The sequence below is a fragment of the Arthrobacter sp. 05N429 genome (assembly GCF_056397045.1).
In genome coordinates this window covers 482,132-495,009 of record NZ_JBFTMQ010000002.1, presented here as the reverse complement: position 1 = coordinate 495,009, position 12,878 = coordinate 482,132, and the positions used below count along the sequence as shown (strand labels likewise).

The 12,878-nt window shown below is 68.1% G+C and carries 11 protein-coding genes; 3 read left to right on the top strand and 8 right to left on the bottom strand.

The window, feature by feature from the left end:
* Positions 1-18: 18 nt before the first annotated feature.
* The 3 genes from AC1DF4_RS06195 to AC1DF4_RS06185 all read right to left on the bottom strand — a co-directional run bounded on the left by AC1DF4_RS06195 (position 19) and on the right by AC1DF4_RS06185 (position 4,143).
* Positions 19-2,028: a penicillin-binding transpeptidase domain-containing protein gene (locus AC1DF4_RS06195; protein WP_476912049.1), complete on the bottom strand. Its 2,010-nt coding sequence runs from the start codon at positions 2,026-2,028 to the stop codon at positions 19-21.
* Between the two features lie 115 nt (positions 2,029-2,143).
* On the bottom strand, positions 2,144-2,800 hold the full coding sequence (locus AC1DF4_RS06190; protein ID WP_476912048.1) for a response regulator: 657 nt from the start codon (positions 2,798-2,800) through the stop codon (positions 2,144-2,146).
* The gene (locus AC1DF4_RS06185; protein ID WP_476912190.1) at positions 2,797-4,143 is read right to left on the bottom strand and encodes a sensor histidine kinase; all 1,347 of its coding nucleotides are present in this window, start codon (positions 4,141-4,143) and stop codon (positions 2,797-2,799) included. Before AC1DF4_RS06185 ends, AC1DF4_RS06190 begins: the two co-directional genes overlap by 4 nt.
* 186 nt (positions 4,144-4,329) lie before the next feature.
* Between AC1DF4_RS06185 and AC1DF4_RS06180 the strand changes: the two genes are divergently transcribed.
* Positions 4,330-5,442 carry an ABC transporter permease gene (locus tag AC1DF4_RS06180; RefSeq protein WP_476912047.1) on the top strand — a complete coding sequence of 371 codons (1,113 nt, stop codon included), beginning with the start codon at positions 4,330-4,332 and terminating at the stop codon, positions 5,440-5,442.
* Between the two features lie 41 nt (positions 5,443-5,483).
* Positions 5,484-6,185 (top strand): ABC transporter ATP-binding protein, encoded by a 702-nt coding sequence (locus tag AC1DF4_RS06175; RefSeq protein WP_476912046.1) that lies wholly within the window; start codon positions 5,484-5,486, stop codon positions 6,183-6,185.
* A 30-nt stretch (positions 6,186-6,215) separates the two neighbouring features.
* Here AC1DF4_RS06175 and AC1DF4_RS06170 read toward each other — a convergent pair whose 3' ends face one another.
* From AC1DF4_RS06170 to AC1DF4_RS06150, 5 genes are all read right to left on the bottom strand, one after another.
* The gene (locus AC1DF4_RS06170; RefSeq protein WP_476912045.1) at positions 6,216-7,655 is read right to left on the bottom strand and encodes a phytoene desaturase family protein; all 1,440 of its coding nucleotides are present in this window, start codon (positions 7,653-7,655) and stop codon (positions 6,216-6,218) included.
* Positions 7,648-9,117, bottom strand: coding sequence for a glycosyltransferase family 87 protein (locus AC1DF4_RS06165; protein ID WP_476912044.1), 1,470 nt, complete (start codon positions 9,115-9,117; stop codon positions 7,648-7,650). The genes AC1DF4_RS06170 and AC1DF4_RS06165 overlap by 8 nt, the downstream gene beginning before the upstream one ends.
* 172 nt (positions 9,118-9,289) lie before the next feature.
* Positions 9,290-9,430: a hypothetical protein gene (locus AC1DF4_RS06160; protein ID WP_346925904.1), complete on the bottom strand. Its 141-nt coding sequence runs from the start codon at positions 9,428-9,430 to the stop codon at positions 9,290-9,292.
* 652 nt (positions 9,431-10,082) lie between these two features.
* Entirely contained in the window at positions 10,083-10,667 is a 585-nt protein-coding gene (locus AC1DF4_RS06155) for a histidine phosphatase family protein (RefSeq protein ID WP_476912043.1), read from the bottom strand.
* On the bottom strand, positions 10,668-12,134 hold the full coding sequence (locus AC1DF4_RS06150) for a CCA tRNA nucleotidyltransferase (protein WP_476912042.1): 1,467 nt from the start codon (positions 12,132-12,134) through the stop codon (positions 10,668-10,670).
* A gap of 170 nt (positions 12,135-12,304) precedes the next feature.
* Here AC1DF4_RS06150 and AC1DF4_RS06145 point away from each other — a divergent pair, with 170 nt between their 5' ends.
* On the top strand, positions 12,305-12,853 hold the full coding sequence (locus tag AC1DF4_RS06145) for an NUDIX hydrolase (RefSeq protein WP_476912041.1): 549 nt from the start codon (positions 12,305-12,307) through the stop codon (positions 12,851-12,853).
* Positions 12,854-12,878: the final 25 nt, after the last annotated feature.

Here is a 12,878-nt window from a genome sequence, read left to right as displayed (position 1 = left end):
CCGTGGGAGGAGGTGGTGTCAGCCCGCTGCGGTGAGGAATTCCTTCAGCAGCGGCCCGGACACGGTGGCGCCGAGCCCGCCTTCCTCGACGAACACGGCGACCGCCAGGTCCCCGTGCACGGCCACGATCCAGGCGTGCGTCTTGGGCGGGTTGTCGGAACCGAACTCGGCCGTTCCGGTCTTCGCGGCCACCGGGGCGCCCGGGACGGAGGCAAGGAATCCGGTGTGGCCGGACGTCACCACGGCGCGCATCATGTCCGCCAGGGCGGCGGCCTCCGCTGCGGTGACCGGCGTGCCGGAGGTCGCCGCCGGGGCGGGGGCGGCCGACGACGGCGAACCGGCTGGCGCGGCAGACGAAGGCGGCGAACCCGCCGACGGGGTGGCTGCGGCGCCGGCGGCTGCCCCCTCACCGGCCACGGGGTTCAGGACGAGCTGCGGCGACACGGGCGAGCCTTTGGCGACGGAGCCGGCCATGACGGCGGCGGCCAGCGGGGACATGAGCACCTTGCCCTGGCCGATCATCGAGGCGGCGTGCTCGGTCCCTGACGCATCGCCCGGAACCGAGCCGAGGAACGCGCCTGCCCCCAGGGCGGGGGCCTCCACGGCGACACCAAGGGACGTGGCAGCCGATTCCAGCTGGGCCTGGCTGACCTTGTCCCGTGCATTGATGAAGGCGGTGTTGCAGGAGTGCGCGAAGGCATCGCGCAGCGTCACGGAGCCCAGCGAGGAGGCCGGGTAGCCTTCGGCGTTCTTGAAGGTCCGGCCGTCGACGGCCAGGGTTGCGGGGCAGTCCACCGTGGCATCCGGGGTCATGCCGTTGCGGATCATGGCCAGAGAGTCCACGATCTTGAAGATGGAACCGGGGGCGTACTGGCCCAACAGTGCCGTGTCGTAGCCGTTGCTGCCCGGTCCCGAGGCGGCGGCCAGGACGGCTCCGCTGGAGGGCCTGAGCGCGACGATGGCAGAGGCCGGGCCCACCTTGGCGAGAATGTCCTCGGCCAGCTGCTGGAGGTTGGGATCCAGGGTGGTCTCCAGCGGAGTTCCGACCTTCATGTCAACCTGGAAGAGGACCCGGCGTCCGCCGTTGAGCAGGGCCTGCCGTTCCTCGACGGTGAGGCCGGCCTTTTCGGCGAAGACCTGGGTTCCGTCGCTGCCGCGCAGCTGCGCATCGTATTGCTGCTGGAGCCCGCCGCTGCCCGTCGTGTCCCCGGCCCTCAACGCTCCGCCGGATTTCTCGATCTGTTCGGCGCTGGCCTCGGCTGCGGTGCCCAGCAGGGCGCGGGCGAAGGTGCGGGTCGGGGCCAGGGGGAGGAAGTCGCGGATGGCGCGGGCTCCGGGAATCTCGCCGATCTGGTTGTCGGAGATGGTCCTGCCGTCCTCGCGCAGCGTGATGGCGGTTACAAAAGCCTCAGGACCGGCCGCCTGGACCTGCTGGGCGTAGGCTGCGGGGTCCACGCCCACGAGTTCGGCGAGCTGCGTAGCGGACGCCGCCGGGTCGGCGGCAGCCAGGAGCGGTTTGTCGATGCCGACGTTCACGACAGGCCGGTAGGTGACCAGCTCGGCGCCACCGGCACCCAGGATCTCCGCCCGCGCCGGGGACTGGGACAAGGTGCCGAGGATTTCACCCTCGGCCAGCCCCGGAACCAGCGTCGCCGGGTTCCAGATAGTCAGCCACTTGTCGCCGGACTTCTTCAGCTCGGCGTAGGTGGTGTATTTCCACTCGCCGGACCCGATCTTCCAGCTGTAGTTCAGCGGGACCGTGGCGGTGTCCTTCTCCAGTGTCAGTTCGCCGCTTTCGACCGCGGGTTTGACCGGGTCCAGTGCCTTAAAAACCTCTTTGAGTTGCTCATTGGCCGCTCCGGAGTCCTTGCCTTCGAACGCGACGGAGCCGACGTCAACCGCCGCGACAGCGGACGCCAGCTGCTTCGCCGCATCCTGCGCGCCGGCGCGGCCGTCGGAGCAGCCCACCAACGAGCCGCCAATGATGAGCCCAACCAGGGCAAGTGAAAGTTTTGATGAGTTCCCCATCGCGCCATTATGCACCGGCCGCCGGACAATTCCGTTGTCACAAATGGTCAGCAGGCTGCACGGCTGGCACCGGGTAACTGGGAAGGAGCGCGGCCGCCCGGGTCAGGGAGGCGGCTCAGAAGCGCCGGATGATCCTGCGCTGGGTGGCCACGGAGATGGCGGCGGTGCGGTTGTCCACCCCGAGCTTGCCGTAGATATGCACGAGGTGGGTCTTCACCGTCGCCTCGGAGATGAACAGTTGCTTGGCGATGGCCCGGTTCCCCAGGCCGGTGGCGAGTAGCTCCAGCAGCTGAATCTCGCGGGCGGACAGGGCCGGTTCCGGATTGCGGATCCGGCCCATCAGACGGGCGGCCACCTCCGGGGCCAGCGCGGTCTGGCCTGCCGCGGCGGAGAGCACCGCCTGGCGGATCTGTTCCGGCGGCGCGTCCTTGAGCATGTAGCCGCTGGCCCCGGCTTCCACCGCGGCGAGGATGTCAGCGTCGGAATCAAAGGTGGTGAGGATGAGCACCGGCGGGGCGGGCTGTCCGGCCTCGCCGGCTTTGATCCTGCCTGTCGCCGTGACGCCGTCAATGCCGGTGCCCATCTGCAGGTCCATGAGCACGACGTCGGCCGGCTCGCCGAGGGCATGGAGCCGGGAGAGCTCGGCGATGGCCGCGCCGCCGTCGGACGCCTCGGCGGCGACCGTGATGCCCTCGAAGTCGCCCAGCATGGCCCGCAGTCCGGCCCGGACCACCGGGTGGTCATCGACAAGGAGCACGCGGATGTCGTTCATGGTTCGTTCCTTGCCGCTGGATCCCCGAGCGGGAGCCGGATAGCCACTACCGTTCCCTCGCCGGGGGCGGATTCGATGTCCAAACTGCCGGCCAGCGCCGCGACCCGTTCCTGGAGCGACTTGAGCCCGTAGCCCGTGCCGTCGGGGCGGCCGGCAGGGGCCGTGACCGCCGCGGGATTGAACCCGGCGCCGTCGTCGTAGATATCCATCGCCACTTCGGTGCCGAGGAAGGACAGGGTTACGACGGCGGTGTCAGCCTTGGCGTGCACCCACACGTTGGCAAGGCTTGCCTGTGCGGCCCGCAGCAGGGTGGTCCGGTACGGGTTGGGCAGTTCCACCGGGATCCCCTCCAGGTCGAAGCGGCACCGCAGCCGGGCGCCGCGGGCGGCTGCTTCCGTTTCGGTCTTTTCACAGAGCCGGCGCAGGCTGTTCACCAGCGGGTCCTCCGGTGAGGTGCCTTCTGGATTCTCCGCTGCGTTTTCTGAAAGGGCGGGCGGCTGCAGGCCGCGGACGAAGCTGCGGGCCTCGGCCAGGTTGGCCGACGCCGTCTCCTGGACGGTCCGGAGCCGGTGGCGGGCCGTGGCGGTGTCCCCGTCGTCGAGCGCTTTCTCCGCCGAACGGCCCATCAGCACGATGCTGGAGAAGCCCTGGGCCAGCGTGTCGTGGATCTCGCGGGCCAGCCTTGCCCGCTCGGCGAGGGTCCCGGCGTCGTGCTGGCTGCGGGCAAGTTCGGCGCGGGTACGGCGAAGTTCCTCGGCCGCGAGCCGTTGGCTTTCGGCTTCCAGATAGAGCGCCCGGTACGCCAGCCCCGTGATCACGGCAAAGGCTGCCCCGAATGCCGGTCCCAGCACCATGGGCAGCTGCAGGGCTCCCCCGTCCGCTCCGGTGTTGTGGAACCACAGGGCAACGATGACCAGCACGGTGCTCAGCGTGATCGCCGGCAGCGCCAGCCGCAGCGGCAATATGTGCAGCTGCAGGAAGAAGATCGGGAACGCCAGCCACACGAAGTCGGCGCTGGCCCAGATCAACAGCAGCCAGAGCAGGCAGACGGCCCCCAGCCACAGCGGCGAGTACGGCCGGGGGTCGAAGCGGGATGGATCCGTGGAGTGGCGTTTCTCCAGGACGGTGCCCAGCAGGTAGACAGCGGCGAGAACCAGCGCGAGTCCCAGGCTGAGCCAGTCCGCGCCCCGGAGTCCCGGGCCGGCCAGGCGCGCAACAGCGACGAGCAGGAGCACGGCGAAGCCGCTGTGAAGGCACACCCGGAGGACGCGCAAAATCACGGCAGCATTCGTCGTGCCGCCCTGGCCGGCCCCTGCCGGCGCGCTGTGAGCCTTGTCCTCCATGCCTTCAGCGTAGTGCCGGGCCGGGCCGGCACCGCCGGAAATCCCCGCCGCGGCGCCACTATCAACCATTTGATTGACCCGCCCGTCAACCACTCCACCCGGAAGTCCCAGCCATGCGGCCGATGCCTGCCCCGCGCCGCGGCGGAAGGCTTGAAGCAAGGCCACAACCCGTTGAAAAGGACTCTTATGTATCTCGCTCTCCGCGACCTCCGCTTCGCCAAAGGACGCTTCCTTCTGATGGGCGGTGTCGTCGCGCTCATCACCCTGCTGCTGGTGCTGCTCTCCGGACTCACCGCAGGTCTGGGCAACCAGTCGACGTCGGCCCTCTCCGCGCTGCCGGCGGACCAAATCGTCTTCGGGGCTCCCGCCGGGGACAGCGCCAAGGCATCGTTCACCGAGTCCGAGGTCACCCGCGGTCAGTTTTCGGAGTGGGCCGCCCGCGACGGTGTTGCACACGCAGAACTGCTCGGCATCAGCCAAAGCCGTTTCCAGGCGGTTGGCCCCGACGGCGCCCCGTCCGGGACGGCCAGCGTGGCAGTCTTCGGCACCGACAGCACCGAGGGGTCCGGTGCGGCCGGCCTGGCGCCCCGTCCCGTGGCCGACGGAACGGTGGTGATCGGCGCCAGCCTCGCCGAGGACCTCGACCTGCACCCCGGCAGCCGGGCCACCGTGGGCGGAACCGAACTGACGGTGTCCGGCGTCGTCCCGGACCAGTGGTATTCCCATACCGGCGTTGTCTGGACCACACTCGGCGACTGGCGGAAGCTTGCGCATATCAGCGGGAACGACGCCGCCGCCACCGTCATCGCGGTGACCTTCGACGGCGGGCACACTCTCGACGCCGACGCCGCCAACGCAGCCGCCGGGACGGTCAGCACCACCCGGGACGGGTCGTTTCAGGCCCTCGGCTCCTACAAGAGCGAAAACGGCTCCCTGTTGCTGATGCAGGCGTTCCTGTACGGGATCTCGGCCCTGGTCATCGTGGCCTTCCTGACGGTGTGGACCGTACAGCGCACCCGGGACGTCGCCGTCCTGAAAGCCCTCGGCGGCTCCTCCGGGTACGTCCTCAAGGACGCCATGGTGCAGGCGGCGATTGTGCTCCTCGCCGGGGCGCTGGCCGGGGGCGCGGCCGGCATGGCCGGCGGCGCCCTCGCCGGCGGCGCCGTCCCGTTCCTACTGACCCCGCAGACCACGCTCCTGCCGGTCGGGGGCATCGTCGTCCTGGGCCTGGCCGGGGCTGCTCTGGCGGTCCGGAGCATCACCCGGGTGGATCCGCTCCTGGCCCTCGGCGGCAACTAGCGCCCTGCACCCCCATCAACATTCCTGGAAAGGCATACACAATGAACCCTGCCCTCAACCTCGTCAACGTCACCCTCGAATACCCGGACGGCGACGGCAGCCTCAAGGCGCTCGACGACGTCAACCTCAGACTCGCCGCGGGGGAATTCCTGTCCCTTGTCGGGCCGTCCGGTTCGGGAAAATCCTCCCTCCTGGCTGTCGCGTCCACTCTCGTCAGGCCCACCGCAGGCCTTGTGCTGATCGGCGGGACCGATGCCGGCGGGCTGTCCGAGGCGGACCGCACTTCTCTGCGCCGGGACAGGATCGGCATCATCTTCCAGCAGCCCAACCTGCTGCCGTCCCTCACAGCACTGGAACAACTGGTGATAGGAGACCATCTGCGCGGCAAACCTGCGCGGGAGGCCGCCAGCCGCGCCGCAGCGCTCCTGGACCTCGTTGGCCTGGCCCCGGCGGCCGGCAAACGGCCCCACCAGCTCTCCGGAGGCCAGCGGCAGCGGGTCAATATTGCCCGTGCCCTGATGGGGGACCCTGCAGTGTTGCTGGTGGACGAACCAACGGCCGCCCTCGACCAGGAACGCAGCGGGGCCATCGTGCGGCTGCTGCGCCAGGTCACGGACGAGTTCAGGATGGCGACGGTCATGGTCACCCACGACACCGGCTTCGTCCCGCTCACCGACACGGTGGCCAGCATGCGCGACGGCAGGCTCTCCGCGCTGCAGCCGGTCGGCCCTGCCTTGGCCTGAAGGCGGGCCTGTCGCGGTGCTGTGAAGCCCCTACATTCCGAGGTGCGGCACCGCGAGGCCGAATATGTCCTTCAAGGCATATCTTGCGGCGTGGAATCCCGGCATGCCGGTCACGCCGGGGCCCGGCGGTGTAGAGGAGGAACACAGGTACACGCCGGGCAGGGGAGTCCGCCAGGGGACCGGACCCAGTACAGGCCGCCGGATGATCCCCCGCAAGTCCATCAGGCCCGCGCTGAAGTCCCCGCCGACGTAGTTTTCGTTGTACTCGCCCAGTTCAGCGGCCGTCGTGACGCGATGACTGACGACCAAGTCCCGGAACCCCGGGGCGAAGCGCTCCAGCTGGGCGGTCACGGCCCCGGCCATGTCCACGGTGGACCCGGCCGGTACGTGGCAGTAGCTCCAGAGGATATGCCGGCCCCCGGGCGCCCGTCCGGCATCGAAGCGCGAAGGCTGGGAGACCAGGACGTAGGGCCGGTCCGGATGCATGCCCGCGGCAACGAGGTTTTCCGCCGCAGCCATCTCCGCCCGGGTGCCGCCCACGTGGACCGTGCCGGCGTCGGCCAGTCCGGACGCCGCCCACGGGACCGGCCCGGAAAGGATGAAGTCGACCTTGCAGGCCGCGTTTCCGAAGCGGAACGACTCGAGCGCGCGGCGGTAGCGGCCGGGGAGCGTGCCGCCTGCCAGTCTCAACAGGCCGGGTGGTGCCACGTCCAGCAGCGTGGCGCGGACCGGGGGCAGCTCGGCCAGGGATCCGATCCGGGCCCCGGTTTCCACGGCCCCGCCGTGCGCTTCAATGTCCGCCACCATTGCCTCGGCGATCGCCGTGGAGCCGCCTGCCGGGACGGGCCAGCCGACAGTGTGGGCCAGCGTCCCCAGCATGAGGCCGGCTCCGGCCGCCGCGGGGGCCGGCAGTTGCGACACGGCGTGCGCGGCGACCCCGGCCAGCAGCGCGGGCGCCAGCTCCTCCCGGAACCTCAGCCCCCACAGCGGTGAGCCCTGCTCCAGGACCCGGGCACCGAACAGGGCGGCCGCCACCGGGTCCTGCGGAATGCGCAGGAGCTGGTTCAGCGTCAGGTCAGCGATGCCGTCCGCGCGCTGCACGAGGGGGGCCATCAGCCGTCCGAAGGCTCCGCCGTCGCGCCCGAGACCCGCAACCGTCCGGTCGAGGGAACGGTACGCCAGCGCCGCCCGGCCGCCGTCGAGCGGTGTGCCGTAGGAGACCTCGGGAACCTCCAGCCTGATCCGCCGGGACAGTTCGAACTGCCGGAAGAACGGCGAGGCCAGGGCCATCGGGTGGACCGCCGAGCACACATCGTGGAAGTGGCCGGGCTCGATGAGTTCGGCGGTACGGAGCCCGCCGCCGGGGGTGGGCGCCGCCTCGTAGACGTGCACCTTCAGTCCGGCGCGGGCCAGGGTCACCGCCGCGGCGAGCCCGTTCGGTCCTGATCCGACGACGGCGACATCAGGCATCCGCGGCCGCCCGACGCCAGGGCAGCACGGAAGCCGAGGGGCGCCGCAGGTCCACCCGCAACCGGTCCGGAACGCCTTCGAACGGCCCGCCCTGGGGATCATCCATCCCGTGCCGGCGGACCACGTCATAGGTGGGGTCCCAGATGTCCCAGACCACCCGGGCCATCAGGTAGCCGGTGGCGATCATGTGGAAGACCACGGCGAGGACGTAGTAGGGCATATCAATATTGTGCTGGGCCACCCCGCCGCTCGTCACCTGCCCGAGGTACATCCAGACGGCCGCCCAGTGCAGCGCTTCGAAGGTCTGCCAGACCAGGAAGTCCCGCCAGCGTGGGCGGGCCAAAGCAAGCAGCGGAATGAGCCAGATGACGAACTGCGGTGAGTAGACCTTGTTCGTCAGGATGAACGCGGCGACGATCAGGAAGGCGAGCTGCGCAAGCCGCGGCCGCCGGGGCGCTGCCAGGGCCAGCACCCCGATCAGTACGCAGGCCAGCACGAACAGGTTCATTGCCAGGGTGTTGATCGATTCGGGCTGCAAAGGGAACCAGCCCAGCCGGCCGGCGACGAGGTTGTAGGCAAACCAGGGTGAGCTGTAGCCGGCGGGTCGGTCCTCGGTGAACTGGTAAAAGTACTTCCAGCCCTCAGGATTCGTGGCGGCAACTGGGAGGTTGACGGCCAGCCATGCGGCGGCGGCGGCACCGGCGGTGACCAGGATGCCCCGGATCCGTCCGGTGCGCAGGGCAAGAAGCAGGACCGCACCAAGGACCAGCACCGGGTAGAGCTTGGTTGCGGTGCCCAGCCCGATGAAGATCCCGGCCAGCACGAGTTTGTTGCGGGAGAAGCAGTACATGCCCAGCGCCAGCAGCCCGACCGCCCACATGTCCCAGTTGATGGTGCCTGCCAGGATGATGCCGGGGGCCAAGGCCACCATGGCCGCGTCCCACGTCCGGCGCCGGGCCATCCGAGCCGTGGCAAGCACTGTGACGATCCAGACGGCAAGGATCAGGGCGGCGTTGATGTCGAAGTAGGCCAGGATGCGGGTGGCCGAGACGCCCTCACCGGGAACCAGCAAGGCCGTCGCGCCGGCAATGAACCCCATGAGGACGGGATATTCGAAGAACGTCCCCGGCGTAATGAAGGGGAAGGCGCCCTCACCGAGGCCACGGTTCTTGAACAGCTCCGGGAAGTCCGAATAGCACGTCGCATAGAACTGACCCGGGGTTTCCCAGCCCTTCGTGCGGCAATAGGACTTGAGGAGGATTCCGATCACGGAGGCCAGGACGGTGAGCAGGATCAGGACGCGTTCCACGGTGAAAAATCCCGGGGCGACGACGCCGGGGGCCGAGCGGTGGCCCAAGGGTCCGCCAATCAGCTCTGTGAAGTTCCTCAACAAGGGGTCGCTGCGGCTCGGGATGACCAGTCGGACGCGTCTGCGGTGCTCCGGCGGCTTTGTCTCCTGCATGTCCCCGAGCTTACCGGGGCAGCTGCGGCCAGCCGTGCCGCGCCGGACCAGCGGCTCAGCAGGCGCTGGAACCGGCGCTTAAACGGGGGAGCCCACGCGTCGCCGCGTGGGCTCCTTGCGGATCAATTCCGGGATCAGTCATCAGTACTTCCTTCGATGGCCGGGACGTGCCTCAGCGGATGAGGCCCATCTGGTGCATAACGACGTAGACGTCTTCACGCTTCTGGTCGAGGAGTTGTCCGTTGAACAGCGTCGTGTGCCGTGGAGCCGGCTTGAGGCTCAGGCGCAGGAGCGATTGCAGTTTCTGCTTCATGGTGGTCACCTCCCGCCGGCGTCTCGTGCCGCGTGCTCGGGCTGTGGTGCTGGCAATAGTCACAATGGACCTTTCGTTGGTGCTAATGGGAACGGGAGTAATTGGGCATGCCAATTAAGGCCTCTGTGAATTGAGGAAGAAAAGGCCAAAATTGGGCATAAGAATGCCCGACGCTAATTAAACGATTTCGCAAAAGCGAAAGGATGGCCCCTGGACGCGAGAGTGCCGCAACCCCAACAAGAAGCTGGGTTCCGAACTTTGGGGATGCTGCGCAACCGCGTGGTTCCGCTTGGGTCAGTCCGCTGTTACGGAACTCCCGGGAAGGGGAGCGCCGGTATCGCCGTGGCTCCGGGTCTTAGGTTAGAAAACCAGGACGCGGGCCGAAGGGTCAGGAGGCAGTCGGACCGAAATTTGGGCGCGGTTCAGCGACAGAGGCCGGGGTGGCGGCGGTGCTATACATCCATCCGCTAGTCAAAGTAATCATTTTTCCCAACCTCCTTTTCTGTTTTGACGTGGCTCCGGCTGACTGGCCGGGCGACGCGCGCCTCGACCCCGGCAGGACGCTCTGGGGTCAGAAATAAAAATACACCACAAATGCCGCACTTGACTACAGCATTCATAAACTTTCTTGAAGTTATTTTCTAAACCGCATTCACAGGCCCCAGCGGACAACTGCGGGGGTCTTCTTATCCCAGCCCAGCGTGCACACTTTCGCGGTTCCCAGAATGAAATGCCGGCCCTCGCGGGGATCGAGCCCCAGCCACCGGGCGGTGAGGATCCGGGAGAAGTGGCCATGGGCCACGACCAGCACGTTGTCCAGGCCCGATTCCAGCACACGTGCCACGATCTTGTCCGCGCGCGCGGCGACGTCGTCAAGGGCTTCGCCGTTTGGCACGCCGTGGGTCCAGATCAGGTATTCCGGGTTGTCCTTCCGGATGAGGTCCGAGCTGATGCCCTCGTAGTCGCCGTAGTCCCACTCGACCGCGAGCGGCTCCAGTTGGGCGTCGGGGAAGCCGGCCAGTTCCGCAGTCCGGCGGGCCCGCCGCAGCGGGGACGTCAGCACGAGGTCAAAGTCGACGGCGTCGAGCACCTTGCGTGCCTCCACGGACTGCTGCTCTCCCTCCACGGTGAGGGGGAGGTCTGTGAGGCCGGTGTACTGGCCGCTCTTGGACCATTCGGTTTCGCCGTGCCGCAGGATCCACAGCTGCGGGCGGGGGCCGTTGGAAGGTGCAATCACTTAGGACTCCTCAGTTGAGAGCGGAGCGGCGGACTCGGGCTGTGCCGCCCACCATTCGTGCAGTTTGGCTTCGGCCTGGGCGGGATCCAGCGGGCCATGCTCCATCCGTTCCTCCAGGAGGAACTTGTAGGCACGTCCGACGACGGGTCCGGGCTTGAGGCCCAGGAGTTCCATGATCCGGCCGCCGTCGAGGTCCGGGCGGACGGCCTCCAGGGATTCCTGCTCACGCAGGGCCGCGATCCGCGCCTCGAGGTCGTCGTAGGCGAAGGCGAGCCGCTCGGCCTTGCGCTGGTTCCGGGTGGTCACGTCCGAGCGGGTCAGCCGGTGCAGCCGCTCCAGCAGCGGGCCGGCGTCGGTGACATAGCGGCGGACGGCGGAATCGCTCCAGCCCGCGTCGCCGTAGCCGTAGAAGCGCATGTGCAGCTCCACCAGCTTGGCCACGGCCTTGGTGGTGTCGTTGTCGAAGCGCAGCGCCTTCATCCGTTTGGACGTCAGCTTCGACCCGACCATGTCATGGTGCCGGAAGCTCACGGCGCCGCCCGGTTCGAAGCGGCGCGTGGCGGGCTTCCCGACGTCGTGCATCAACGCCGCGAACCGCAGCACGAAGTCCGGTCCCGGCACGGCGCCGTCGGCATCCGTTTCGAGGGCGGCGGCCTGCTCCAGGACCTGGAGCGAGTGCTGGTAGACATCCTTGTGACGGTGGTGTTCATCCGATTCAAGGCGCAGGGCGGAGACCTCGGGCAGCACGAAGTCGGCCAGCCCGGTGTCCACGAGCAGGTCCACGCCGGCGCGGGGGTGCGCCGCGCAGATGAGCTTGACCAGCTCCTCGCGGACGCGCTCCGCGGAGATCATGGTGATCCGTTCCGCCATCCGGGACATCGCGGCGCGGACGTCCTCGTGCACCGTGATGCCCAGCTGGGCGGCGAAGCGGGCAGCGCGCATCATCCGCAGCGGATCGTCGGAGAACGAGGATTCCGGGGCGCCAGGGGTGGCCAGGACGGAAGCGTGCAGGTCGCGGACACCGCCGAACGGATCCACGAGCTCCAGCGCGGGGAGCCGCAGTGCCATGGCGTTGATCGTGAAGTCGCGGCGCAGCAGGTCATCCGTCAGCGACTTCCCAAACGCAACCACCGGTTTACGGGAGTCGGGATCGTACGCCTCGGCGCGATAGGTGGTGATTTCGATCTGGAAACCGGCCTTGCGCATCCCGATGGTGCCAAAGGCGCGCCCGATCTCCCAGTAGTTGTCAGCCCACTTCCTGATCAGGGCAACCGTCTGGTCCGGTGTGGCGTCGGTGGTGAAGTCCAGATCGGGGGATACCCGGCCCAGGAAGAGATCACGCACCGGCCCGCCCACAAGGGAGAGTTCATGGCCGGCGTCGACGAACCGCTGTCCCAGCTCCAGAACCACAGGGTCTACCTGGAAATCAACGGTGTGCGAGTCAGTCTCGTGATGTACGTGCGCCATAGTTTCTTAAGCTTGTCAGAAATCCCGGCCAGCACCACACCGAATCCCCCTAAGTCCGGCCGTTGTCGTCCGAACGCGGGGGCGGCGCGGGCGATCCACTTTCCCGGCCGTCCACTTTCCTGCCATGTTTAGGTCATCAAGTGCAGACAAGAGTCGTTAGAGTGGACTTCATGGCCCATCCCGTACCGAGCGCTCCCGGCAGGAGGACAAACGCACCGTTGCCGTCGGCAATAGGTGCCAATGTCGCGCCGGTGCAGCACTCCGGACAGGCCTCCCTCCCCACCGTGGAGGAAGTCTCCGCCGGCGGCGTCGTGGTTGACACGTCCGACGCCGAGCTCCGGGTTGCGATCATCGCCCGCCTCAATCGCGGCGGACGACTCGAATGGTGCCTGCCAAAGGGCCATCCGGAGGGAAAAGAAAGCAACGAGGAAGCCGCCGTCCGCGAAATCGCGGAGGAAACCGGCATCGAAGGCAAGATCCTCGCGCCGCTGGGAAGCATCGATTACTGGTTTACGGTCAGCGGACACCGCGTCCACAAGACCGTCCACCACTACCTGCTCCAGGCCACCGGCGGGGAACTGACGATCGAGAATGATCCCGACAAGGAAGCTGTGGACGTCGCCTGGATTCCCATCCATGAGCTGGCCCGTAAGCTCTCCTTCCCGAATGAGCGCCGCATTGCCGACCTCGCCAAGGAAGTCCTGCCCGACCACCGCTAGGGCCACGCAGGCCCCCTTAACGGAC

Coding starts and splice junctions, on each gene's coding strand:
- AC1DF4_RS06195 (WP_476912049.1), bottom strand. CDS start 2,028: ATGGGGAACTCATCAAAACTTTCACTTGCCCTGGTTGGGCTCATCATT.
- AC1DF4_RS06180 (WP_476912047.1), top strand. CDS start 4,330: ATGTATCTCGCTCTCCGCGACCTCCGCTTCGCCAAAGGACGCTTCCTT.
- AC1DF4_RS06145 (WP_476912041.1), top strand. CDS start 12,305: ATGGCCCATCCCGTACCGAGCGCTCCCGGCAGGAGGACAAACGCACCG.
- AC1DF4_RS06185 (WP_476912190.1), bottom strand. CDS start 4,143: ATGGAGGACAAGGCTCACAGCGCGCCGGCAGGGGCCGGCCAGGGCGGC.
- AC1DF4_RS06190 (WP_476912048.1), bottom strand. CDS start 2,800: ATGAACGACATCCGCGTGCTCCTTGTCGATGACCACCCGGTGGTCCGG.
- AC1DF4_RS06165 (WP_476912044.1), bottom strand. CDS start 9,117: ATGCAGGAGACAAAGCCGCCGGAGCACCGCAGACGCGTCCGACTGGTC.
- AC1DF4_RS06160 (WP_346925904.1), bottom strand. CDS start 9,430: ATGAAGCAGAAACTGCAATCGCTCCTGCGCCTGAGCCTCAAGCCGGCT.
- AC1DF4_RS06150 (WP_476912042.1), bottom strand. CDS start 12,134: ATGGCGCACGTACATCACGAGACTGACTCGCACACCGTTGATTTCCAG.
- AC1DF4_RS06170 (WP_476912045.1), bottom strand. CDS start 7,655: ATGCCTGATGTCGCCGTCGTCGGATCAGGACCGAACGGGCTCGCCGCG.
- AC1DF4_RS06175 (WP_476912046.1), top strand. CDS start 5,484: ATGAACCCTGCCCTCAACCTCGTCAACGTCACCCTCGAATACCCGGAC.